Below are 21914 nucleotides of genomic sequence, written 5' to 3'. Positions count from 1 at the left end.
CGCCAAGTTTAGAATTATGAGATTTTATTTGTTTATTGAGCCATTATATTGAGTATTTGAAACCCTATGGACAAACAAGATTTCACTAATTTTTCTTTACGCAAAGCAGAAGCGAAGGACTTACCTCATATTTGGCCGATCTTTGAACAAGCCATTGCCAAGCGTCGCGAAGAAGGAAGCAGCCAATGGCAAGATGGCTATCCAAACCCAAACAGTATTGAAGCAGATATACAGGCAGGGCATGGCTATGTTTGCCTGGATGGCAGGGGTAAGCTGATTGCTTATTTGGCCTTAATTTTTACGGGAGAGCCAGCCTATGAAGCTTTGGAAGGGCAATGGTTAAGTACGCTGCCCTTTGCCGTAGTGCATCGGGTTGCAGTTCGGCAGCAACCCCATATCAAAGGCTTGGCCAGCTGGTTGATGCAAGCCATAGAACCTATCGTGTTGGCAGCAGGATTTCAGAGCATTAAAGTGGATACCAATTTTGATAATGCCGCTATGCTACGCATTTTAGAGAAGTTAGGCTATACCTATTGTGGAGAAGTGTACTTCCGGGGCTCCGCCCGAAAAGCATTCGAAAAATTGTTGACCAAATAAAAGAAGCAACCCCACCGAGTTGCTTCAAAATTTTATGGAAACACTACACTGTCACTTGCCCACGGCTATTAAACAGCTTCGTAGTCAAATAGTTTTGTTCCATCGGTAAAAAAGCGGATGGATGATTTTTTCTTATTTTCCAACCCGCAGTGCAAGCTCCCAGCTCACGTTTTTAATCTCATTCGGATTACCCCAAAAGGGCGCTATTTGTAGCTGTAGTTCCTCGATCGGATTCGTCAGCTCTTGATCAATAAAGCGCTGTGTGGCCGACCAGGACCGTAGGTGCCCTAAGAAATCGCTCAGGCTTAATCGCTTCCGGATATAAAACAAAGGCGGTTCGATCTCGCGAAAAGGAAAAGGGATGCTGGCATATCCTTGGGTGATGAGTCTGTTCTGGTCTTGCCAGAAGGGCCCCACAACAGCATCGTGAAAATGCTTGGTGATGCTATCGATTTCTGGGTTGACGCTCGGGATCCCATAGGCCCAAACGGCAATAATGCCATTCTTCTTCAATACGCGTTTTGCCGATTCGTAAAATTGATCGAATTCAAACCAGTGTATGGCCTGTGCTACAGTAATTAAGTCGACAGATTGATTGGTCAATGATGGTTCCTCCGCCTTTTCTACGCGGTAAACCACTTGGTCGTGTGGAAAAGCATTTTCAATTTGTGCCTCAGACGGGTCGGAGGCATATACTTTTTTAAAGAATTCAGCTAGATGAACGGCAGATTGCCCATTCCCGGTTCCACAATCCCATGCCATTTCGTGCTCAGGACATAGGCTTTGTAAATAATCAAATAATTCGTGCGGATAGGAGGGTCTGTATTGCGCGTAAATCGAAGCTTGTTTAGAGAAATTATCGTTAAAAGCCGCCATATCATTTATTATTTAACCTCAATTATTCCTATTAAAGTTACAAAATAATATAGCAGTTCAAGCTAAAAGTTTTTTCGGAATAGGCTTGATAGCCAAAGAATTACTTTGCTTTAACAATTTGTAAGGCTAGACGGACTGTTCCAAATTTCTCCGGTTCGCAATAGCTATAGGTCATCACTATTCTTTGCTTAGCGACAACATCTTGCTTGGAAAGCTGGTTTTATGCCTATTTTAAAAAAGCCATTCTAGGGCTATAGCCACAGCCCCCGTAGTGTTAGGGCTACAAGAAAAGCAATATTCGATTTAGCAAAGGCAAAAACTGAGGGTTTTACAAAACTTGGATTGAAACTTGTTAAGCAACCCGTATTGCAACCCTATTTAAACTACCTGGGAAAACAAGTATTTTGCCATCTATAGCGTATAGATGGCAATTTTTTTAGGTTAATGTTGCTAGGTTTATAGCAATAAATGATTAAGGTTTAAATAATTATACAAATTTTAACTAAAAATTACAGGAGATTGTATTATATTTGTGACGGTTTTTAACCAAGGGTCGCATGTATATCATGATTTTAAATTTTCTCAAATACAGTGTAAAGTCCGGACATTCCCATGTTCATTTCGTTACGCACTATCTATAATTGTTCAATTTTTATTGCATTTAATAGCTGTTCTCTGTTCGCATATTGTTGCAGGGGGGCATGTTGCATGTATTGTATTCATACACATCATAAAATCAAACTATATATATGGAAAATTCAAACCCATCCCTCATGGATGAGCATTTAAACGGTAAGATCAATGAACTGTTGACCCACTGTTGTTCCGGATATTTCAATATCGAGCACTTTTCCAGTGATCGACAACAGGCATTATTAGCTCTTTTTGATCAGATTCAGTATAAAGACATCATCGATCAAGCTTTCTGGAGCTTAGGTGGCGGTTTAAACCATTACAACCTCAGTTTAAACGAAATTAAACTCGCCGTGTTAGAAATCCTCTCCAGTCGCTCCGACGATCGCGAACGTCTAATCTTGAAAGAGCTCTTTTTATTTTTAAATATCTTGGATGAACGCAGCTACTACCAAATTAATGGCATTCGCCAATTGGTTAACTGCCCGGAAGAGGTATTCGATGTAAAATTCAAGGAAGTGAAAGAAACCTATTTTTCTTAATTTATTAATTCGGATTCAGCAAACTATGAAATCCTTCCATTCGGAAGGATTTTTTTTACAAAAACACTAATGAATATATTGATTTATTAATAATATCGTTTTTATGGTGTTTGTTTACGTCTGTAATTTATCATATTAACATAATTTAAAGTTTTGGTCTTCCCTTTTATTCAGGAAAAAGGGCTAAATTAGTAGCAATCGAGCAAGAAGCTACAATCCTTGCTCTAGACGTTATAAAACCAATATAAACATGATGTTTGCTACGCCGTTTACCCCGGAGCATCAAATTTTTCGGGAGAGCCTACGTGCTTTTATTCAAAAAGAAATTATACCACATATTGATCAATGGGAAAAAGAAGGTGCCATTGACCGCCAAATTTGGAAGAAAATGGGCGATATGGGATTTATGGGCTTAAATGTTCCGGAACAGTGGAATGGTTTGGGTTTAGATTTCTTTTATTCCCTCATTTTCTGCGAAGAATTATCCTATTGTTTCTCGGGAGGATTTACTATCTCCGCCTTGGTTATTCAATTTATGTCGGCGCCTTATTTATTAAAGTATGGTTCTGATGAATTGAAAGAGCAGTATTTGAAGCCTGTTATTGCGGGTGATATGGTGAGTGCTGTGGCGATTACCGAGCCTGGGGCAGGCTCGGATGTGCAAAACATACAGACAACGGCGGTGCGCTCCGGCGATCATTATATCGTGAATGGCGCCAAAACATTTATTACCAATGGCTATTACGGCGATTTCTTCATTACTGCGGTAAAGACCGACCCGAACGCCGGAAAAAATGGAATCAGTCTACTTTTGATTGATCGGCATGCTGCCGGCGTAACGGCCACAAAAATAGACAAAATGGGCTGGCATGCTTCCGATACGGCCGAGCTTGGTTTTAATCAGGTCGAAGTACCGGTAAGTCATTTAATCGGTGTGGAAGGTGAGGGCTTTAAGTATTTAATGGCGGGTTTGCAATTGGAGCGTCTTACGGCAGCCATTCATAGTTTAGCCACGGCGGAATCAGCCATTGAATATACCTTGGATTATATTCGGCAACGCGAGGCTTTTAAAAGGCAGTTGAAGGATTTTCAGGTTATACGCCATCAAATGGTACAAATGATGGCAGATATCGAAGTGAATAAAGCCTATATATACCATTGCTGCCAGCTTCAAGAGCAAGGCGTTTATGCCGTAAAAGAATGCTCCATCGCCAAATTGCAGGCCAGTGAATTAGCGATAAAAGTGGTGCATGAATGCTTGCAATTCTTTGGTGGCTATGGCTTTACGGAAGATTATAAAATCGCTAGATTATACCGGGATGTGCGGGTTGGAACTATTATTGGAGGTACTTCAGAAATCATGAAGGAGATTTTAGCAAAGATGTGTATTGATGAAGTTCAATACGCAGGTAAGTAATAGCTGTTGTATTAGGTATATGAAGAGCGAAATGAACCGGCAAAAAATCGATAGATCGATTTGCCATTATAAACTGGGCAAGGTTTCGGAGAAATCAACCCTTATCGATTTAGATAGCTTCGATGCACTCTTGCCAATGGCTATAGACTGCTTGGCCGAAGAGCAGTGTAAAGGGCTAGTGATCGAATTTCTATGCCCTGCAAAAGGCCCTGACTACCGGTCGGTATCGGAACAGGTGGCCGCCTGGCAAGTTTTCCAAGATCGTTTGGATTCTATAGGACGACGCATTGCCCGAATCCGTTGTTGCGGAAAACCCATTGTGGCCATTATTCATGCCGATTGTAGCTCCTGGGCGCTTTCCTTAGCTTCCTTGGCCGATTATATTCTGCTAAAGGATGCAGCATTGAAACTGGGTTTCCCGGAATCCAAGTTTGGCTTGTTCCCGGGTTTAGGGGCAAGTATCAACCTGATGATGCGTATGGGAAGTGAACAGGCATTGCCAGTATTAACGTCCGGAAAATTATATAGCCCACAAGAGGCAAAGAAAATAGGCTTAATCGATGCCTTATTCACGGAAGATAAGGATGCCATCGATTTGGCCAAAGCTTGGATTAGCACCTGTTCCTTGCCACAGCGTTCGCTGGAAGGCAATGGCAATGGATTGGCATCAGGCTATCATGCGAATTTGCTGAGCCTAGTCAATCGGCAGCTTCCAGGTAACCTCGCTGTGGTACAGATATTCCAGGATGTGCAAAATGAAAGCTTAACATTTGCCTATGAAATTGAAGCGGAAGCTTATCGTACCGTATGGCAAAAAGAGGAACCCTTAGCCATGCTCCGCTTGCAATATTATGCGGTGCAAGAAGCTATACAAAACGCTAAGCAGGTGAAGGCGCCTGCTATGCAAAAAATAGCCGTTATTGGCGCAGGTATGATGGGTGCAGGTATCGCCTTTGAAGCCGCTAAGGCGGGATTGCAGGTGTTTTTAAAAGATGTGAATACAGCGGCTGCTGAAAAAGGAAAGGCGCATGCAGAGAAGTTATGCAGCAAGCTGATCAGCCTTGGGAAAATGGAGGAAGCGCAACAGGCAGACTTATTAAAACGAATAATGCCGACCGAAAATTATGCTGATTTTGATGGTGTAGACTTAATAATAGAAGCTGTATTTGAGGATAAAACATTGAAACATCAGGTCATCGCGGATAGTATGGGCTTTTTAACCGATAAGGGAATCTTTGCTTCTAACACCACCTCCTTGCCGATTACTGATTTAGCCAAAGGCGCTATGGATCCTAAACAATTTATTGGTATCCACTTTTTCTCGCCTGTAGACCGCATGCCTTTGGTAGAGATTATCCAAGGAAAGGAAACAAGTCAGGAAACTGTAGATAAAGCCCTGTCCTTTGTTAGCCGTTTAGGAAAGACACCTATTGTGGTTCAAGATGGCCCTGCTTTTTTTACTTCCCGCATATTTTTCAATTATTTACTGGAAGGCATCAGCATGATTCTGGAGGGCATCCCTTTGGAGCAGGTGGAAGATGCGGCCCGCCTTGGCGGCTTCGCCGTAGGTCCACTAGCCGTGCTTGATGAAATAACCTTGGATTTAATGCTGCATGTATACAAACAATTGCCAAGCTTACATGCTTCGCAGAAACGTGCCTTAAAATACCTTGAAAAGCTGATTGCCCAAGGTCGCTCCGGCAGAAAGTCCGGACAAGGATTCTACGATTATCCGGCAGATGGTGGTAAGAAGTTGTACTGGCAGGATCCGAAAATTAAACTTAGTAAAAATATCCCAACAACCGATATCCTCAAAAATAGGTTGTTGCATGTGGTTGCCTTAGATAGCTACCGCTGTTTAGCAGACGGTATTTTAAAACAACCCATCGATGGCGATTTAGGTGCCGTATTCGGACTTGGCTACCCTGCGCTGCATGGCGGTGTATTTGGCCATATCGATCACATCGGCATTAACCAATTTACCAAAGACTGCAAATCCTTTGCTTCCTACGGCGAGCAATGGGAAATCCCAAAATCTCTAAAACAACTGGCCAAGCAAGACTTTAAGTTTTATACGGGTTTACATGGAAATTGGAATTCGCTGTAAAGGTTTTTAGACTGTAGCTTTTTTGAGTGTATTTACTCCCTTTTTTCAGACGTTGTTCAGCCCTTTGCAAAGGGGATTGATACGGGTGAGAAAGGGGTGAGAAAGGGGAGAAGAAGGGGGGAGATCAGTAGTTAGTAGTTAGTATTGTCAACGCATTGTCATGGTGAGCTGTCATCGTGAGCGGAGTCGAACGACTGGTACGTCAATACATGGCGGCATGTTTAATACGTTTATTAACAATGTGTTACATAGTGTATCATTGGTAATAAATCTGTTAAGCATTGTTGATTGCATTGACGTACCAGTCGTTCGTGGTTCGACTCCGCTCACCATGACAAATTGATGGCAACACTTTAACAACACTTGCTACACTCTCACATCTATCCCCAACTCATCATATCAACCAGCTCATTTACCTTCAGCTTATTAAATCTCTTATACTCTAATGTATCTTCCAGAATTGTTTTCTGCTGTTTTTCAGCGAATACCCTCGCAAGATTGATCTTATACTTTTCAATTAGTTTTGGGATACCTTCTTCGCGGCGGCGTTTATGGCCGATCGGGTATTCTACAACTACTTCTTGCAATACAGTTCCGTCTTGTAGGGTTACAGTGAGGGCGTTGGCGATGGATCGTTTTTCCGGATCATGGTAGTCTTTGGTGAATTGCGGGTCTTCTACGCAGGTTATTCTTTCACGTAGGGCGTCGATGCGCGGATCGGCGGCGACATTATCTTCGTAATCGGCGGCCGTCAGGCGACCGTAGATTAACGGCACGGCTACCATATATTGGATGGCGTGATCGCGGTCTGCAGGGTTATGCAGCGGTCCTTTTTTATCGATGATACGGATGGCTGCTTCATGGGTTCTGATTTGAATGCTTTCAATATCTGCAGCTGTTTTGCCCATATCCTTCAATTGCTGATGAATGGTCATGGCAGCTTCTACAGCAGTTTGCGAGTGGAATTCTGCCGGGAATGAAATCTTGAACAGCACATTCTCCATCACATAGGAACCGTAAGGACGTTGGAAGGTAAAGGCTTTACCTTTAAAGGAAACGTCGTAAAAGCCCCATACTGGTGCGGTTAGGACGGAAGGGTAGCCCATTTCACCCTTTTGGGCAATTAAAGCTAAGCGTACCGCGCGGGATGTAGCATCGCCGGCGGCCCATGATTTTCGGCTGCCTGTATTTGGTGCATGGCGGTAGGTACGTAGCGATTGGCCATCGACAAAAGCCAGGGAAATGGCATTGATCAATTCGTCGCGGCTTAGGCCTATTAATTTACCCACTACGGCTGTGGAGGCTACTTTCACAAGGATTACATGGTCGAGACCTACTTTATTAAAGGAGTTCTCCAAGGCTAAAACACCTTGTATTTCATGCGCCATCACCATTGCTTCTAAAACCTTATCCATGGTTAAGGCCTCTTTGCCGGCGGCAATCTGATTTCTGCTGATCCAGTCGGCAACGGCTAAAATACCGCCCAAATTATCGGACGGGTGTCCCCATTCTGCGGCCAACCAGGTGTCGTTAAAATCTAACCAACGCACCATGGCACCAATATTAAATGCAGCTTGGATAGGATCGAGTTGGAAGGATGTGCCTGGTACCTTTGCGCCGTTCGGAACGATAGTGCCGGGAACAATGGGCCCTAATAATTTGCAACAAGCCGGATAGGTTAGGGCTTCAAATCCGCAACCGATGGTGTCCAAGAAGCAATAGTGCGCCGTTTTCAGGGCGAGTTCACTGTTGATGCTGTAATTCAATACGTAGTCTGCGATATCTACTAATACTTGGTCGGGTTGAGGTCTGTTGTTTGAAATAAAAGATGACATATAATTTTAAAATACGATTCGTTAATTGCTTATGTTATTTTCTTTTCGAAATGGGTACAAAGGTTTGGTTTTCCGGGCCGGTATAATTGGCACTTGGCCGGATAATCTTACCATCTTGGCGCTGCTCAATAACGTGGGCTCCCCATCCGGCGATGCGCGACATGACAAAGAGTGGGGTGAACATATCGGTTGGAATGCCCATGCGGTGGTAAGCCACTGCTGAGAACCAATCCAGATTCGGGAACATCTTCTTCTCCTCCCATAAGAGGGTTTCCAAGCGTTCGGCGATATCAAATAACAGGAGCTGCTCTTGCTCTTTGGAAAGTTCCTGCGCCACTTTTTTAATGACCTGATTGCGTGGGTCGGCAATGGTATATACCGGATGGCCAAAGCCTATAATTACTTCTTTATTGGCTAGTCTTTGTCGGATATCGGCTTCAGCGGCATCCGCGTCGGCATAGCGTTCTTGAATTTCAAAGGCTACTTCGTTGGCTCCACCGTGCTTCGGCCCGCGGAGGGCACCAATTGCTCCTGAAATGCTGGAATAGAGATCAGATCCGGTTCCGGCGATTACTCTTGCGGTAAATGTGGAGGCATTGAATTCATGTTCGGCGTAGAGGTTCAAGGAGATGTTCATGGCTTTGATCCAGGATGCCGGGGCCTTTTCGCTGTGTAGCAGATGAAGGAAATGGGCCGCAATGCTATCGTCATTGGTTTCAACGGTAATTTCCTTGTGATTATGGGAGAAATGATACCAGAATAATAAGGCGGAAGGCATGCTGGCCATCAACCTGTCGATGATGTCGCGTGCTTTTTCGGTTTTATGGGCTAATGGTTCCGGCTCTAGGGTTCCCAATACGGAAACGTAGGTGCGCAGGACATCCATGGGATGTGCCGTTTTCGGGATTAGCTTTAAGATTTCTTTCGCGGCATGCGGAATGGAGCGTAGTTTTTTTAACTTATGCTTATAGGCATCCAGTTCCTTTTGGCTGGGCAGTTTTTCGTGTATCAGCAGGTAGGCTACTTCTTCAAAACTGGCTTGTTCGGCCAGGTCGAGGATATCATAGCCACGATAATGCAGGTCATTTCCACTGCGTCCAACCGTACATAAGGCTGTATTTCCGGCAGGTACCCCCGATAGGGCTACACTTTTTTTAGGTTTAAATCCATTTTCAGTTGCTTCCTTCATCTTGTTCGTTTTTAAATAATTGATCAAGTCGGTTTTCATAAGCATAGTAATCAATGCTCTGGTAGAGTTCTTCGCGGGTTTGCATGCTGTCGATTACGGCCTGTTGGCTGCCATCTGTTCGGATATGCTGATAGACATTCAGGGCGGCTTTGTTGGCGGCCCGGAAAGCAGACAGCGGATAGAGAACGATGGATACTTGCGCCTCCCGAAGCTGATCTACCGTGTATAATGGTGTTTGTCCAAATTCCGTAATGTTGGCTAAAATGGGGAGTCTGGTGGCTTCAGCGAATTTGCCATAATCGGCTAAGCTGCCAATGGCTTCGGCGAAAATAAAATCGGCACCGGCTTCTTGGTAAGCAATGGCGCGTTCTATGGCCTTGTCTAGGCCTTCCGATGCCAAGGCGTCTGTGCGTGCGCCCAATACAAAATAGGGGTCGTTGCGGGCGTCTACCGCCGCTTTAATCCGATCGACCATTTCTTGTTTGGAAACCAGTTCTTTTCCGGGGCGATGTCCACAGCGTTTGGCGCCTACCTGATCTTCAATATGGATACCTGCGGCTCCGGCTTTCTCTAGCGCGCGAATGGTGCGGGCAATATTGAAGGCCGAAGGGCCGAATCCAGTGTCTATATCGACTAATAAGGGTAGGGAACATACATTGCTGATGCGTTCAACATCAATGAGGACATCTTGGAGGTTGGTAATTCCTAAATCAGGGATGCCCAAAGAGCCTGCAGCAACGCCGCCCCCAGAGAGGTAAATGGCTTTAAATCCGGACTGCTCGGCAAGTAGGGCATGGTTCGCATTGATCGCGCCGACGATTTGTAAGGGCTGTTCTTCCTCCATGGCATCGCGCAAGCGTTTTCCTGCAGATTTTATCATCTTGTAATAGGCTTTATAAGTTTATAAAATGCGTTATTGAGGCCGTATGTTATGATTCTGAAGCGATTGGCCTTCTGCTAAAGATAAGGAAATTAGTTGATAATGTTGGTAGAATGGGGGAAGTAATCCTTAACAGATGGACGGGGGGTGGTATTTGCTTATGGGATTAAATAATTGTTCTGTCTATTATTTTGTTACGGCATCGATTGCGTTGATTTGTAGGTGATTAGCTTGTGATATATGCTTAACTTAATTGATAGGATTAACCTATCATTTATAACCATCATAAACCTAAAACAAATCATATGGAAAATAATCCACAGCATTCTCGTCGAGATTTCATTAAGAAGGCTTCGGTAGGTCTGGTAGGCTTATCGGCTATGGGTTTTAGCGCCAAGAGCTATGCCCGGATTGTAGGGTCCAACGATCGGGTCCGTGTTGGCATTGTCGGTTTCTCAAACCGTTTCCGAAGCTCCTTGTTTCCTTGCTTTATGGAGCATGCCAAGGCACAGAATTTTGAATTTGTTGCCGTGTCTGATCTATGGAATCGGCGGCGCGATGAAGCCTATGCTTACGTGAAGCAGAAGGCCGGGATGGAAATCGCGAAATACAGAAATAATGACGAGCTTTTCCCTCGAAAGGATGTTGACGCCGTTATTATAAGCACGGCAGATTTTCAGCATGCCCTTATTGCGGCGGATGCTGTTCGGCATGGCATGGATGTGTATGTAGAAAAGCCCTTGGCAGAAACATTGGAAGACGCCAAGATTGTACGTAAGGCCGTGGAAGAAACCGGGAAGATATTGCAGGTAGGTTCGCAACGTCGCAGTGCACCAAACTACATTGCTGCCAACGAGTTTATCCGCTCGGGCAAGTTTGGGGATATCAAAATGGTGGATATGACTTGGAATGTCAATCAACCGGGGCGCTGGCGATTGCCGCAATTGACCAAGGAGATCCGTGAGCAAGATACCGACTGGGCTCGCTTTTTAATGAACCGACCAAAGGTTGCCTGGAACCCCCGTTATTATTTGGAGTATCGCCTGTTTTGGCCGTATTCTTCCGGTATATTCGGGCAATGGATGGCCCATCAAATTGATACCGTGCATTGGTTTACAGGCTTAGCGCATCCGCGCAGTGTGGTTGCCAATGGTGGCATTTACCAATGGAATGATGGCCGCACAAATCCAGATACCCTTACTGCCGTGATGGATTATGGTCCTGAAAATGATAAAAGCAAAGGCTTCCAGGTGTTATATTCCTCCCGGTTTACCAATTCGGCGGGGGATGTGAAAGAGCTGTATTTTTCCAATTCAGGCTCCTTAAATCTGGATACCAACGAGGTGAATTCCTTAGGTGGCTTAAGTCAGAAGGCAGCTGCGGAAATGGGGATGCAAGCTAATTTATTAGATCCTTTTACTTTGCCCAATGCCACGAGAATGGAAACGTCTGCAAATACGGGTGGCGATCCGATGACTTCCTTGCATATGTTGAATTGGATGGAATGTGTGCGGAATAGGAAGACCCCGAATGCCGATGTTATTGCTGGCTATAACCATTCTGTTGCCAATATTATGGGCCGTTTGGCTTATGAAACAGGGAAACGGATCAGCTTTGATGATAAGAAACAAGATGTAATTATATCCTAAACCGTATACTATGAATATGAAAAGAATAATTGGCCGAGGGGCTGGTCTGTTTGTCTTATGTGCAACGCTAGCGTCCTGTGGGCAAGGGCAACAAAAAGACAATACTGCTGCGGGGGATGCCCGCTTCAGTTTTGTGGAAGACTTACCCAATAAGCGCATCGATATTTTATTGGATGGGAAGCCCTATACTTCTTATCGTTTTGCCGACAGTTTAAAGAAGGCGGTGTTATATCCCTTGCAGACTAAAGGTGGGCATTTGGTGACGCGGGGCTGGCCGGTTGATCCAAGAGCCAACGAAAGAACAGACCATCCGCATCATATTGGCCTATGGTTTAATTATGGCGACGTGAATGGTTTGGATTTTTGGAATAATTCGACCGCCATTGCGGAGGAGAAAAAAATGAAATATGGACACATCAATCAGTCTTCGGTGAATGCGCTGACAAGCAAGGGGAATGAAGGCGTGCTCGATGTGACCAAATACTGGCTAGGTCCACAAGGAGATAGTTTGTTAAAAGAAGATACACGATATATTTTTACGGTGCTTCCGGATAGCAGTACCAGCATTACCTTGGATGTGAAGCTATCGGCCTTAACCGATGTGGCGATGAAAGATAACAAGGAAGGCCTCATCGGTATCCGCCTGGCGCGGGAGCTGGAACATCCTTCGGATAAACCTGCCACCTTCACCGATGCCAATGGGATTGCCACAACGGTTGAAAAAGCTGATAATACCGGAGTAACGGGGCATTATATCAGTAGCGAAGGCTTGGAGGGTGATGCCGTTTGGGGAACCCGTGCGAAATGGGTGAATTTAAATGGAACCATAGGCGATGAAGAAATCTCGCTATTGATTTTGGATCATCCGCAAAATCCGGGCTATCCTGCCTATTGGCATGCGCGCGGCTATGGCTTATTTGCCGCTAATCCCTTAGGCCAAGCGGAGTTTAGCAAAGGGAAAGAAACCTTGGACTTTAAATTGAAAAAAGGTGATTCTACCGCCTTTAAATATCGGGTTGTTATTCATGCTGGGTCGCATTTGGATAATGAAGGCGTGAAAAAGATGGCAGAGGAATTTGCCGGATTTTAATTCAAGTTTATAAATTACAGGTTGTAAGTGTGGCTAAATTTCTTTGGTGATATTACAACCTGTTTTCTTTTGTAAGTGTTGATCCCTCGACACTAGACCGTAAAAGTTAAAGCAATATAGGCGCTGATATTTTTCTTACGTATAAACGCCAAAGCTTGCGTAATATAATTCTCGACCGTCCTTTTCGAGATGTTCAATTCCAAGGCAATTTCCTCGTTGCTTTTATGTTCAAACCGGCTCATCACAAAAATACGTCGGCACTGTTTGGGCAGTTGTTCCATCAGCTTTTCAATATGCTCCATCACTTCCTTTGCCTCCAGGTATTTATGCGGGGTAATCTTATTGATCTCATCAAGATACACACTCAGGTGTATTAAGTATTTCGCTTTGACCTTTTCGGATCTGAAGTAGTTGAATATCTGGTACTTTAAGGAATTGATTAAATAGCCATAGATTGATTTATTGATTTTATGCTTATTACTCCAAAAGTCGCTGAATACATTTTGCAGGATATCTTCTGAAACTTTCTTGTCGCCCACCTTGCTTAAGACAAAGTGTAGTAAGTCCTTGCTGTATTTGTCGTAGATCAAGGTGAATGCGAGGTTCGGGTTGTGTTCTAATACCTCTAAGGTTTGTTTTTCAAATGATAAATCGTATTCAATCACAGTCTTCTAAAAAAGGCAAAATATTTCTATGTGTTGTGGCTGTTCTAGGTTACTATAGCACAAAACCAATTATAATGAGTACAAAGAAAGTTATTAAAATTATTAAAAAAATCATTAATAAGAAAATAACAGATAATGAAGCGCATATTTTTGAAGACTGGTTTAAAACTGTCCATATAAAAACGGAGGAGACTTGGACCGAGGAAGAGCTTAGCCAGTTGAAACAAAAAATCCATAGAAGGGTGTTTCGCCCGGCATTTCCAATGTGGGCTGCCGCTGCTGCCGCTGTTCTTATTCTAGGTTTTAGTTTTTGGCTATTGCAACCTGAAAAGCCACATGAGGTAGAAGAATTACTGGTTCACGCTGATGGGGGAAAGGGAGATATTGAGCCGGGGGAGTATAATGGGATCCTTCGGCAGGAGGGGAAAGAGGATATAGAAATTAATCGCCTGCATCTGGATTCTGTATACGCATTGAATAATGTGAAGATTCAGCGAATCGATAGCAATGTTTTTCAAGTGCTGGAAATGCCCAATGCTTTGGTAACAACCCAATACCTAAAAGCTCCTCGTGGTGCTAATATCACGGTGAAGCTGGTGGATGGATCCCGTGTAACGCTGAATGCAAATGCCAGCTTGCTATTTCCGTCGAAGTTTGATGGGAGGGAAAGGTTGGTGGAGGTGCATGGTGAAGCGTATTTTGAAATTGAAAAGGATAAAAATCATAAACCATTTATTGTAAAAGCCGGCGACAATCGTATCCGTGTATTGGGTACCAAATTCAACGTTAAAAATATAGATAACGAATCGATGCGGACAGCCTTATACGAAGGTAGGATTCGGGTTAGTAATCCGAAGTTCGAAGTGACGATGACGCCAGGGAAAGAAATCCATGTTACGCCGGACGGCAATTACCGGGTGGCCAGCTTTAATATCGAAAAAGGAAATGCCTGGAAAGACGGTTTGTTTGAACTGGACGGGAAGAATATTAAGGAGATTATGGGCGAGGTTTCCGCATGGTATGATGTAGATATCGAGTTTGAAAATCCGAATACGGACATTACTTATATGGGGGAAATCTCAAAATTCTCGGATATCCATGACCTCTTGGAGACCTTAAGTCTGGTAAAAGGGAATCAGTTTGAAATCAAAGAAAGGAGGATCATCGTGAAGTAAAACTATACTTAGCATAAACGTAGTTCTATCCAAATAATAACCTAAATAATAAGACAGATATGAATCACATCTTAAGTCTGTGCCTTGCCCTTTGCTTTCAAAGTGCCGTGGCAGGGACCACCCAACGCGTAATTATTACCAATAAAGAAACAAATTTAGATGCTTGTTTGCAGCAGATTAAAAAGCAAACGGGGTATAATATCATTTATTTAGACAATACGGTTGATTTGCATGCGCCTGTTAAGGAAAACATGAAGGATATTCCTTTAGCCGATGCATTGGAGACTTTATTGAGAAATCAAAATGTATCTTATTCCATAAAGAATAAAACTATTGCCCTTTATAAGGAGGACGATGACCAACAAAGAAACCAGCGTGCCATTCAACTCCTGGTGAAATCCGAAGAAGGATTGCCTATTGCTGCTGCTTCCATATTCGCTGATGAAAATGCGAATGCGGTAGGTCAAACCGATAAAAATGGCGCCATAAACTTAATTGTTCCTGCTAATTGTCGCTCCTTGATTATTCGACACTTGAATTACCAGGAAATGACGCTTACCATTGATCGTCGGAGTACCTACAATGTCGTGTTAAAAGTGAAGGAGAATCGCTTGGAAGAATCGGTTATCACCGGTATTTATACCCGCGATAAAGAAAGCTTTACAGGTTCTTCGGCCACCTTTTCGGGTAAGGAATTGAAAATGATAAGTAATACCAATGTGTTGCAAGCTTTGCGGACATTAGACCCTTCCTTTAGTATTCAAGAGAACAATTTGTCGGGATCAGATCCGAATGTCATGCCCGATGTGAATATTCGTGGTAAAACAAGTGTTATTGGTTTAAGACAGCAGTTTTCAACTGATCCGAATCAACCTTTATTTATCTTGGATGGCTTTGAATCGAGCATCAATGTGATTTTCGATTTATCGATGGATCGTGTGGAATCCATTACGCTATTAAAGGATGCCGCAGCCACCGCTATTTACGGTTCTAAGGCCGCCAATGGGGTTGTGGTTGTGGAAACCGTAAAACCGAAAAGTGGTCAGCTGCAATTATCCTATTCCAATAACAGCAGTTATGGCTTTGCCGATTTAACAGATTATAACCTGATGGATGCTTCGGAGAAGTTAACTTTCGAGCGTCTGGCAGGATTTTATGGTCCCATTGATGAAAACGGAAACATTATCGATGAAATGGAGGCGGTGAATTACAATACCCGTTTGGCGGATATTAAACGTGGTGTAAATTCTTATTGGATGAATGAACCGCTAAGAAAAGCTATCTCGTCTCGACACAACTTATTTGCCGAAGGTGGCGATCAAACCGTGCGGTATGGTGTTGGCTTTAATTATGGAAATAACCAAGGGGTAATGAAAGGATCCAACCGCCAATTGATTGGTGGTAATGTGCGGATTATTTACCGTTTAAAACGGTTCTCTTTCTCGAACAATTTTACCATCGATTATAATAAATCGGATAATAATTTGGTGAATTTCTCTGCCTTTTCCAGTATGAATCCTTATTACAGAAAGTACGACGAGTTTGGGAATATCCTGAAGATTGTCGAAACCTTTCCTACGTTAACCAGTTCAACGAATCTGTATAATCCGATGTATGACTTTTACTTGAAAAGCTTCAATAACAATCAGAATACAGACTTTCGGAATAACTTTGATGCTGACTGGCGCGTACTGAATGAGTTGAGATTACGGGGTCGACTTTCCTTTGCTAAAGGGAGTAATAAAGGCCGCGTGTTTAACTCGCCGTTTGCCAGCAGATTTGAAAATACCACTTCAGAAAATAGAGGTACTTATAATGAAGGAAACGGAAGCTCGAAACAATTCGACTTTGATGTCAGCAGTATTTACGGAAAGGCCTTAGGAAGCAATCGTTATCATAACGTAAATGCAGTAATCGGTATGCGTGCTAATTTATCGAGTTCAGAGAATTCAGCCTTTACGGTTTCAGGATATCGCGACGAAGAATATTGGGCACCCAAATTCGCTATGGGCTATTTGCCAGGATCTCGCCCTACATATTCCTTTAATGATAAACGCTCTTTAAGTTTTTACAGTAATGCAGGTTACTCGTATAGAAACCGGTATTTATTTGATTTAAACTTCCGTAAAGATGGTTCTTCATTATTCGCAGTACAGAATAAATATACGACGACTTGGGCCTTTGGTTTAGCTTGGAATATCCACCAGGAGTCTTTTATGAAGCCTCTCGCGAAAGACATTAGCTTATTTAAATTAAGAAGCTCCATCGGTACGCCAGGGAACCAAAACTTCGACGCCTACATGACCATGAATACGTATGCTTATAATCTGGGCTACCCTAATCCCTTCGGGTTAAGTGCGTTGATTAGTAACTGGGGGAATCCGCATTTGAAATGGCAGAAAACATTGGATCAGAATTATGGTCTTGATTTAGAAATTCTGAATAGACGCCTGTATATCAATTTTGATTACTTCTATAAAACTACGGATCCACTGTTGATTTATGTAGAGATTCCGACTTCCACCGGAACGAGTCAAATTGCACAAAATGTGGGAGCCCAAAAGACGAAAGGATTTACAGGATCCATCAATTACCGCGCTATCCGTCGCGATGATATGCTATGGAATATCAACTTTAATGTGCGGAATATGAATTCCACCTATTTTGATATCGGTAATTCCTTGGATAACCTTAATGAGGAAAACAAAAGTAGAAACCTAGAACGCTATTACGATGGTGCTAGCACCACCGACCTTTGGTCTGTAAAATCTTTAGGTATCGATCCGGCAACAGGTCGTGAGGTATTCGAAAAGAAAGATGGCACACAAACCTTTGTCCATGATTATAATGATGAGCAGGTATTAGGTAACTCTACGCCATTGGCAGAAGGGGTGGTGGGAAGCATGTTCGCCTATAAGGGCTTCAGCTTTTCAGCAAACTTTAGGTATCGCTATGGTGGTCAGATTTTCCTGAATACCCTGTACTCCAAAGTGGAGAATATTAGCACGGTAGGACTGCGGACCAATCAGGACAAGAGAGCCCTATACGATCGTTGGCAAAAACCTGGGGACGAATCACTCTTTAAATCAATTTCCTTGTCGGAAATCTCACCGATATCGTCTCGTTTTATGGCCGATGAAAATACCTTCTCCTGCGAGTCTGTATCGCTTGGCTATGAAAGTATAGACCCTTGGACAAAGAAACTTGGTCTTTCGTCTTTTCAAGCACGTATGTATATGAATGAAATTTTCCGGATTTCTACCGTTCGTAACGAACGCGGTATTAATTATCCTTTCGCCAGAACGGTTTCATTCTCTATTAGTGGAAGATTTTAAACTATTGATTATGATAAAGTTAATTAAATACAGTCTATTTTATCTTTGCCCGGTTCTTATGTTATCCAGTTGCGATAAGTTTCTGGAAGTAAAACCCCAAGACAACATTCTAGAAGATCAAGTCTTTTCTTCTGTCAACGGATTTAATATCGCTATCAATGGTATTTACGCCGAAATGAATAATACGGAAACCTACGGAACTAACCTTACTTCCGGTTTGGTTGATGTGATGGCACAATACTATCTTTTGGGCGACCGCGAGCACGTCTATGCGTACTATACGGGCTATGACTTCAACAATGTAAACTTTAAAGATAGGATTGAAAGCATCTGGAGCCGCATGTATACCTTAATTGCCAATACGAATGCCATTATAGCCCGTGTTGATGAGAAGCAAGATATGCTGGGTAATCCCTATTACAAGCTTTATAAAGGTGAAAGCTTAGCCATGCGCGCCTTCTTGCATTTCGATTTACTACGTTTATTCGGTTCGACCTATGCCGAAGATGCAGCGGTAAAAGTGATGCCTTATATGACGAAGCCGGATCGTGGTATCGAACCTTTATTGACTGCTTCGGAAGTGTTGCAGAAAATTAATGAGGATTTGAAGCAAGCCAAAGAGCTATTAAAAGATAGCGATCCGATCTTAACTAAGGGTACCTTGAATGTGGAGGATCCGCTTTCTAATTTGCTTAATTACAGACAGTATCGTTTCAATTATTTCGCTGTAACTGGCTTGTTGGCTCGGGTTAACCTATGGATGGAAAATAAAGAAGAGGCGAAGAAATATGCGAAGGAGGTAATCGATGTAGGACAAGCCGCAGGTAAAGAGATATTTCCTTTTGTTACTTTAGAAGCGGTTAACAATGCAAATCTACCAGATCGTGTGTTTTCTACAGAGGTTTTATTTGCGCTCTACAATACCCGTCGTGTTAATATCCAAAACAGCTTGTTTTCTTACAGTTTAACGCCTCAGTTTATCTTAACCTTTGTTGGTTCATTAAGTGAAGGTCGGGTTCCTCAATTATATCCAAACGAGAATGATTATCGACGGAAATTACATTGGGCACAACGGGTAAATAACGCAAGTAATGAAGTGCTTTATTTTACGAAGTATTTAGAAGTAACCGATAATACGGGCGTTGCGAATGGTTATAAAAATATGTTTCCTTTAATGCGTATCAGTGAAATGTATTTAATCATGATGGAAACTGCTACCGATTTAACCGAAGCAACACATTACTACAATATATTGCAGGTACATCGTGGACTGCCTGAGATTAACATCTCGGGTGAAGCCGAATTGCAGGAGCTTATTCAAAACGAGTACCTCAAAGAATTTATCGGGGAAGGTCAAACCTTCTTTTACTTTAAGCGATTACGGATGACTTCTATCCCTAGCCCGATACGCCCTGGAATTGATAAAATGCCAATGGACAAAACATTTTATGTGATGCCATTGCCTGATAGTGAAATTAGCCAACGCAATTAGTTATGAAAAATTTAATGTATGCATGTAGCCTACTTTGGCTCTTCCTTACACTAAGTAGCTGTGAGAAGGAAACGATGAAATACGAAGGCTCGGAAGGAATATACTTTGCCGTCCAATGGGGGCCGACCTTTTCGGACTCCACCGAATGGGGATTCCAAAACTATACTCCCGTAGAATTTATTAAAGTAGGGGGTACTGACTATACGGTTAAACTGCGGGTAAGAGTGACAGGGAATGTTAAATCTTACGATCGTAGCTTTGGTATTAAAGTGAATAAAGATAGTACTTCAGCCGTAGAAGGGGAAGATTTTGAGGCTTTCCTTCCAGAATATCAAATCAAAGCCGGACAGCTCTTTACGGATATCCCCATTAAGATGCTGCGCTCTGAAGCCTTGCTGACGGAAAAGCGAATCTTAGGAATAGACCTGGTGCCAAGTTCAGACCTTAGCATCGGTATTCCTACTTGGTATCCGTTGGATCCTTATTTTGCATCCGATCGAGAACAAACCTTTAATGCAACTTTCCATCAGATCGAATCGTCCGATTTTATCACCAAACCCACTGTATGGTATGGCGCAAATATTAATGGATTGGAAGCAGGCTTATTCGGTGAATTCTCCGTGAAGAAATTCCTATTGATCTGCGAATTATTGGACTTGGAGTACGAAGATTTCCAAAGTACAGCAACCATGCACTCCATCCGTCGGCAAATTGTTAATCAAACATTGAAGGCCTATTTGCAGGATATGTTTGATAAGAAGACGCCGATATTGGAGGATGATGGCCGTTTAATGTGGGCCATGGGCGTTTCTTGGAGTTCAACTATTGGTGTTCCTTATAAACCATAGACAATGAAAAAATCAATAACATGGGGGATCTATGTGTCCCTGCTCTACACGATATTCGGTTGCAGTAAAGACTTGGGAACTTATGAATATCATGATATCAACGAAATTACCATATCATCGCTGAACAGTAGTTATGATATGCTGTTTAAGACGGATACCTTAAGAATTAACCCCCAACTGGAATTTACCATGGATAATGGGGATGCCGATCGGTATACCTACGAATGGAAATTGGTATCGAATGCCGACTTTAATACCATTACTAAAAAGGGTACTATTATCAGCAACAGCAAGGATTTGGTGTACCCGGTAAATGCTTTGCCAGGAAGCTATACGCTTTATTTGAAGGTAAAGGATAAAGAAACCGAAGTCACTTGGGTTGGGAAAACATTTCTATCCATTACCATTGAATCGGCGACAGGATTTATGCTGATTGGGGAAGATGATGAAGGCTATGTGGAAGTGGAGATGATTGCCATGGGCGCTTCTGATACTACCATCTTAAAAGGCTTAGCACGTGATAATGGTGTTCCAAAAATGAAGGGAGCACGCGATATTATTCACACCGGGGTGTATCCGCCACGACCTACCCACGCACGGCAATGGATTATTGGTCAGGAAACGGCCTATTATGTCGATCCTGTTACTTTCCAAACCCAACCGCAGAACATCTTTAAAAACCTATTATTTGCGACCTACGAGTTGCCTACAGCAATTTTCCCTGTGGAGATTGCGCCAAGGATCAACAGGATTGCAGGAAATGCGGTAAGTAGTTTAAACAGGGTAGTCATAACCAATACAGGTGATGTGTTTTATGCTGACCTTGGTAGTAGCGGTGGTGATTATTATGGAAATCCAACCAATCGTCTTGCCGGTATTAACACGCCTACGTTCGAGTGCTTTCCTTTCATCTTTAATGCGCCGGGCCTATGGTCGCAGTATACCGTGTTTGATAAAGAAAATGGACGTTTTGTGTATGCAAGTGCTACAGCGTTGAATGTTAACTTATTAAGCGATCGTATTACCGATCCATTCCCATGGAATCAGGCTGAGGTGAACCGAACCTTGAAATATGGGGAAAATACACGGAATACGGATGGCGGAAGTTCCCAAGGCAATTCCTTCGCCTTAATGGAGAATAAGGATAATAAAGGCTTGTTTATTTATAAGTTCTATGCTTATACAATTCCACAGAAGCGAAACTTCTATACCATTAGTTCTACCCATTCCGCAGAAATCAATAAGTCCCCTTATTTTGCTTTTGCGAGTACCCGTACGGCGCTATATTTTGTGCAAGGCTCGCGCTTGTATGCGTATGATTATGCGATTGGTAGTGAGAAAATTGTTCTTGTAAAAGACTTTGGAGATGAAATTACCATGATTCATAGCGATATTCAAACCGGTAGTTATGTGGATTTGTATGTAGCCACCTACAACCAAACCACCAAAGGCACTTTACATAAAATGGTTCTTCAGAATAATACCAACACCATTGAAATGAAGGAAGATGAGAGTCTGAAATGGACAGGCTTATCGAAGGTAAAAAATATGAGTTGGAAAAATGCGCCTAACTAAGATGAAAAC

16 protein-coding genes are annotated in these 21914 nt (G+C 42.8%); 11 read left to right on the top strand and 5 right to left on the bottom strand.

Going from position 1 to position 21914, the window contains the following annotated elements; translation table 11 throughout:
• The first annotated feature begins 66 nt into the window (after positions 1 to 66).
• Positions 67 to 597 carry a GNAT family N-acetyltransferase gene (locus GQF63_RS04150; protein ID WP_160367843.1) on the top strand — a complete coding sequence of 177 codons (531 nt, stop codon included), beginning with the start codon at positions 67 to 69 and terminating at the stop codon, positions 595 to 597.
• Between the two features lie 132 nt (positions 598 to 729).
• Here GQF63_RS04150 and GQF63_RS04145 read toward each other — a convergent pair whose 3' ends face one another.
• Positions 730 to 1473, bottom strand: a complete 744-nt coding sequence (locus GQF63_RS04145) for a class I SAM-dependent methyltransferase (protein WP_160367842.1) — start codon at positions 1471 to 1473, stop codon at positions 730 to 732.
• A 749-nt stretch (positions 1474 to 2222) separates the two neighbouring features.
• Between GQF63_RS04145 and GQF63_RS04140 the strand changes: the two genes are divergently transcribed.
• From GQF63_RS04140 to GQF63_RS04130, 3 genes are all read left to right on the top strand, one after another.
• Positions 2223 to 2648 (top strand): hypothetical protein, encoded by a 426-nt coding sequence (locus tag GQF63_RS04140; RefSeq protein WP_160367841.1) that lies wholly within the window; start codon positions 2223 to 2225, stop codon positions 2646 to 2648.
• Between the two features lie 250 nt (positions 2649 to 2898).
• A complete protein-coding gene (locus GQF63_RS04135; RefSeq protein WP_246163278.1) occupies positions 2899 to 4065 on the top strand; it encodes an acyl-CoA dehydrogenase family protein in 1167 nt (388 codons plus the stop codon).
• Positions 4066 to 4096: 31 nt separating this feature from the next.
• Entirely contained in the window at positions 4097 to 6172 is a 2076-nt protein-coding gene (locus GQF63_RS04130; protein WP_160367840.1) for a 3-hydroxyacyl-CoA dehydrogenase NAD-binding domain-containing protein, read from the top strand.
• 380 nt (positions 6173 to 6552) lie between these two features.
• Here GQF63_RS04130 and GQF63_RS04125 read toward each other — a convergent pair whose 3' ends face one another.
• Genes GQF63_RS04125 through prpB form a run of 3 tightly spaced genes read right to left on the bottom strand, consistent with a single transcriptional unit; the run spans position 6553 to position 10076 of the window.
• Positions 6553 to 8007, bottom strand: coding sequence for a bifunctional 2-methylcitrate dehydratase/aconitate hydratase (locus tag GQF63_RS04125; protein ID WP_160367839.1), 1455 nt, complete (start codon positions 8005 to 8007; stop codon positions 6553 to 6555).
• A 34-nt stretch (positions 8008 to 8041) separates the two neighbouring features.
• Positions 8042 to 9196: a bifunctional 2-methylcitrate synthase/citrate synthase gene (prpC, locus tag GQF63_RS04120; RefSeq protein ID WP_160367838.1), complete on the bottom strand. Its 1155-nt coding sequence runs from the start codon at positions 9194 to 9196 to the stop codon at positions 8042 to 8044.
• On the bottom strand, positions 9180 to 10076 hold the full coding sequence (gene prpB, locus GQF63_RS04115) for a methylisocitrate lyase (protein ID WP_160367837.1): 897 nt from the start codon (positions 10074 to 10076) through the stop codon (positions 9180 to 9182). The genes prpC and prpB overlap by 17 nt, the downstream gene beginning before the upstream one ends.
• A 305-nt stretch (positions 10077 to 10381) precedes the next feature.
• On the opposite strand from prpB, the gene GQF63_RS04110 reads away from it, so the two are divergent.
• The gene (locus GQF63_RS04110; protein WP_160367836.1) at positions 10382 to 11725 is read left to right on the top strand and encodes a Gfo/Idh/MocA family protein; all 1344 of its coding nucleotides are present in this window, start codon (positions 10382 to 10384) and stop codon (positions 11723 to 11725) included.
• A 16-nt stretch (positions 11726 to 11741) separates the two neighbouring features.
• Positions 11742 to 12815, top strand: a complete 1074-nt coding sequence (locus tag GQF63_RS04105; protein ID WP_160367835.1) for a DUF6807 domain-containing protein — start codon at positions 11742 to 11744, stop codon at positions 12813 to 12815.
• A gap of 92 nt (positions 12816 to 12907) precedes the next feature.
• On the opposite strand, the gene GQF63_RS04100 is transcribed toward GQF63_RS04105, so the two are convergent.
• The gene (locus GQF63_RS04100) at positions 12908 to 13480 is read right to left on the bottom strand and encodes an RNA polymerase sigma-70 factor (protein ID WP_160367834.1); all 573 of its coding nucleotides are present in this window, start codon (positions 13478 to 13480) and stop codon (positions 12908 to 12910) included.
• Positions 13481 to 13554: 74 nt separating this feature from the next.
• On the opposite strand from GQF63_RS04100, the gene GQF63_RS04095 reads away from it, so the two are divergent.
• Genes GQF63_RS04095 through GQF63_RS04075 form a run of 5 tightly spaced genes read left to right on the top strand, consistent with a single transcriptional unit; the run spans position 13555 to position 21905 of the window.
• Positions 13555 to 14655 carry a FecR family protein gene (locus GQF63_RS04095; RefSeq protein ID WP_160367833.1) on the top strand — a complete coding sequence of 367 codons (1101 nt, stop codon included), beginning with the start codon at positions 13555 to 13557 and terminating at the stop codon, positions 14653 to 14655.
• Between the two features lie 59 nt (positions 14656 to 14714).
• Positions 14715 to 17990 (top strand): SusC/RagA family TonB-linked outer membrane protein, encoded by a 3276-nt coding sequence (locus GQF63_RS04090; protein WP_160367832.1) that lies wholly within the window; start codon positions 14715 to 14717, stop codon positions 17988 to 17990.
• Between the two features lie 10 nt (positions 17991 to 18000).
• Entirely contained in the window at positions 18001 to 19482 is a 1482-nt protein-coding gene (locus GQF63_RS04085) for a RagB/SusD family nutrient uptake outer membrane protein (RefSeq protein ID WP_160367831.1), read from the top strand.
• 2 nt (positions 19483 to 19484) lie between these two features.
• Positions 19485 to 20330, top strand: a complete 846-nt coding sequence (locus GQF63_RS04080; protein WP_160367830.1) for a DUF4843 domain-containing protein — start codon at positions 19485 to 19487, stop codon at positions 20328 to 20330.
• Between the two features lie 3 nt (positions 20331 to 20333).
• Positions 20334 to 21905 carry a PKD-like family lipoprotein gene (locus GQF63_RS04075; RefSeq protein WP_160367829.1) on the top strand — a complete coding sequence of 524 codons (1572 nt, stop codon included), beginning with the start codon at positions 20334 to 20336 and terminating at the stop codon, positions 21903 to 21905.
• Positions 21906 to 21914: the final 9 nt, after the last annotated feature.

The organism is Sphingobacterium humi (genome assembly GCF_009768885.1).
GTDB classification, from domain to species: Bacteria; Bacteroidota; Bacteroidia; order Sphingobacteriales; family Sphingobacteriaceae; genus Sphingobacterium; species Sphingobacterium humi.
This window is presented reverse-complemented; position numbering and strand designations above follow the sequence as displayed.

Excerpts from the sequence above, each read along its gene's own strand:
- GQF63_RS04150 (WP_160367843.1), top strand. The coding sequence starts at position 67 with ATGGACAAACAAGATTTCACTAATTTTTCTTTACGCAAAGCAGAAGCG.
- GQF63_RS04145 (WP_160367842.1), bottom strand. The coding sequence starts at position 1,473 with ATGGCGGCTTTTAACGATAATTTCTCTAAACAAGCTTCGATTTACGCG.
- GQF63_RS04140 (WP_160367841.1), top strand. The coding sequence starts at position 2,223 with ATGGAAAATTCAAACCCATCCCTCATGGATGAGCATTTAAACGGTAAG.
- GQF63_RS04135 (WP_246163278.1), top strand. The coding sequence starts at position 2,899 with ATGATGTTTGCTACGCCGTTTACCCCGGAGCATCAAATTTTTCGGGAG.
- GQF63_RS04130 (WP_160367840.1), top strand. The coding sequence starts at position 4,097 with ATGAACCGGCAAAAAATCGATAGATCGATTTGCCATTATAAACTGGGC.
- GQF63_RS04125 (WP_160367839.1), bottom strand. The coding sequence starts at position 8,007 with ATGTCATCTTTTATTTCAAACAACAGACCTCAACCCGACCAAGTATTA.
- prpC (WP_160367838.1), bottom strand. The coding sequence starts at position 9,196 with ATGAAGGAAGCAACTGAAAATGGATTTAAACCTAAAAAAAGTGTAGCC.
- prpB (WP_160367837.1), bottom strand. The coding sequence starts at position 10,076 with ATGATAAAATCTGCAGGAAAACGCTTGCGCGATGCCATGGAGGAAGAA.
- GQF63_RS04110 (WP_160367836.1), top strand. The coding sequence starts at position 10,382 with ATGGAAAATAATCCACAGCATTCTCGTCGAGATTTCATTAAGAAGGCT.
- GQF63_RS04105 (WP_160367835.1), top strand. The coding sequence starts at position 11,742 with ATGAAAAGAATAATTGGCCGAGGGGCTGGTCTGTTTGTCTTATGTGCA.
- GQF63_RS04095 (WP_160367833.1), top strand. The coding sequence starts at position 13,555 with ATGAGTACAAAGAAAGTTATTAAAATTATTAAAAAAATCATTAATAAG.
- GQF63_RS04090 (WP_160367832.1), top strand. The coding sequence starts at position 14,715 with ATGAATCACATCTTAAGTCTGTGCCTTGCCCTTTGCTTTCAAAGTGCC.
- GQF63_RS04085 (WP_160367831.1), top strand. The coding sequence starts at position 18,001 with ATGATAAAGTTAATTAAATACAGTCTATTTTATCTTTGCCCGGTTCTT.
- GQF63_RS04080 (WP_160367830.1), top strand. The coding sequence starts at position 19,485 with ATGAAAAATTTAATGTATGCATGTAGCCTACTTTGGCTCTTCCTTACA.
- GQF63_RS04075 (WP_160367829.1), top strand. The coding sequence starts at position 20,334 with ATGAAAAAATCAATAACATGGGGGATCTATGTGTCCCTGCTCTACACG.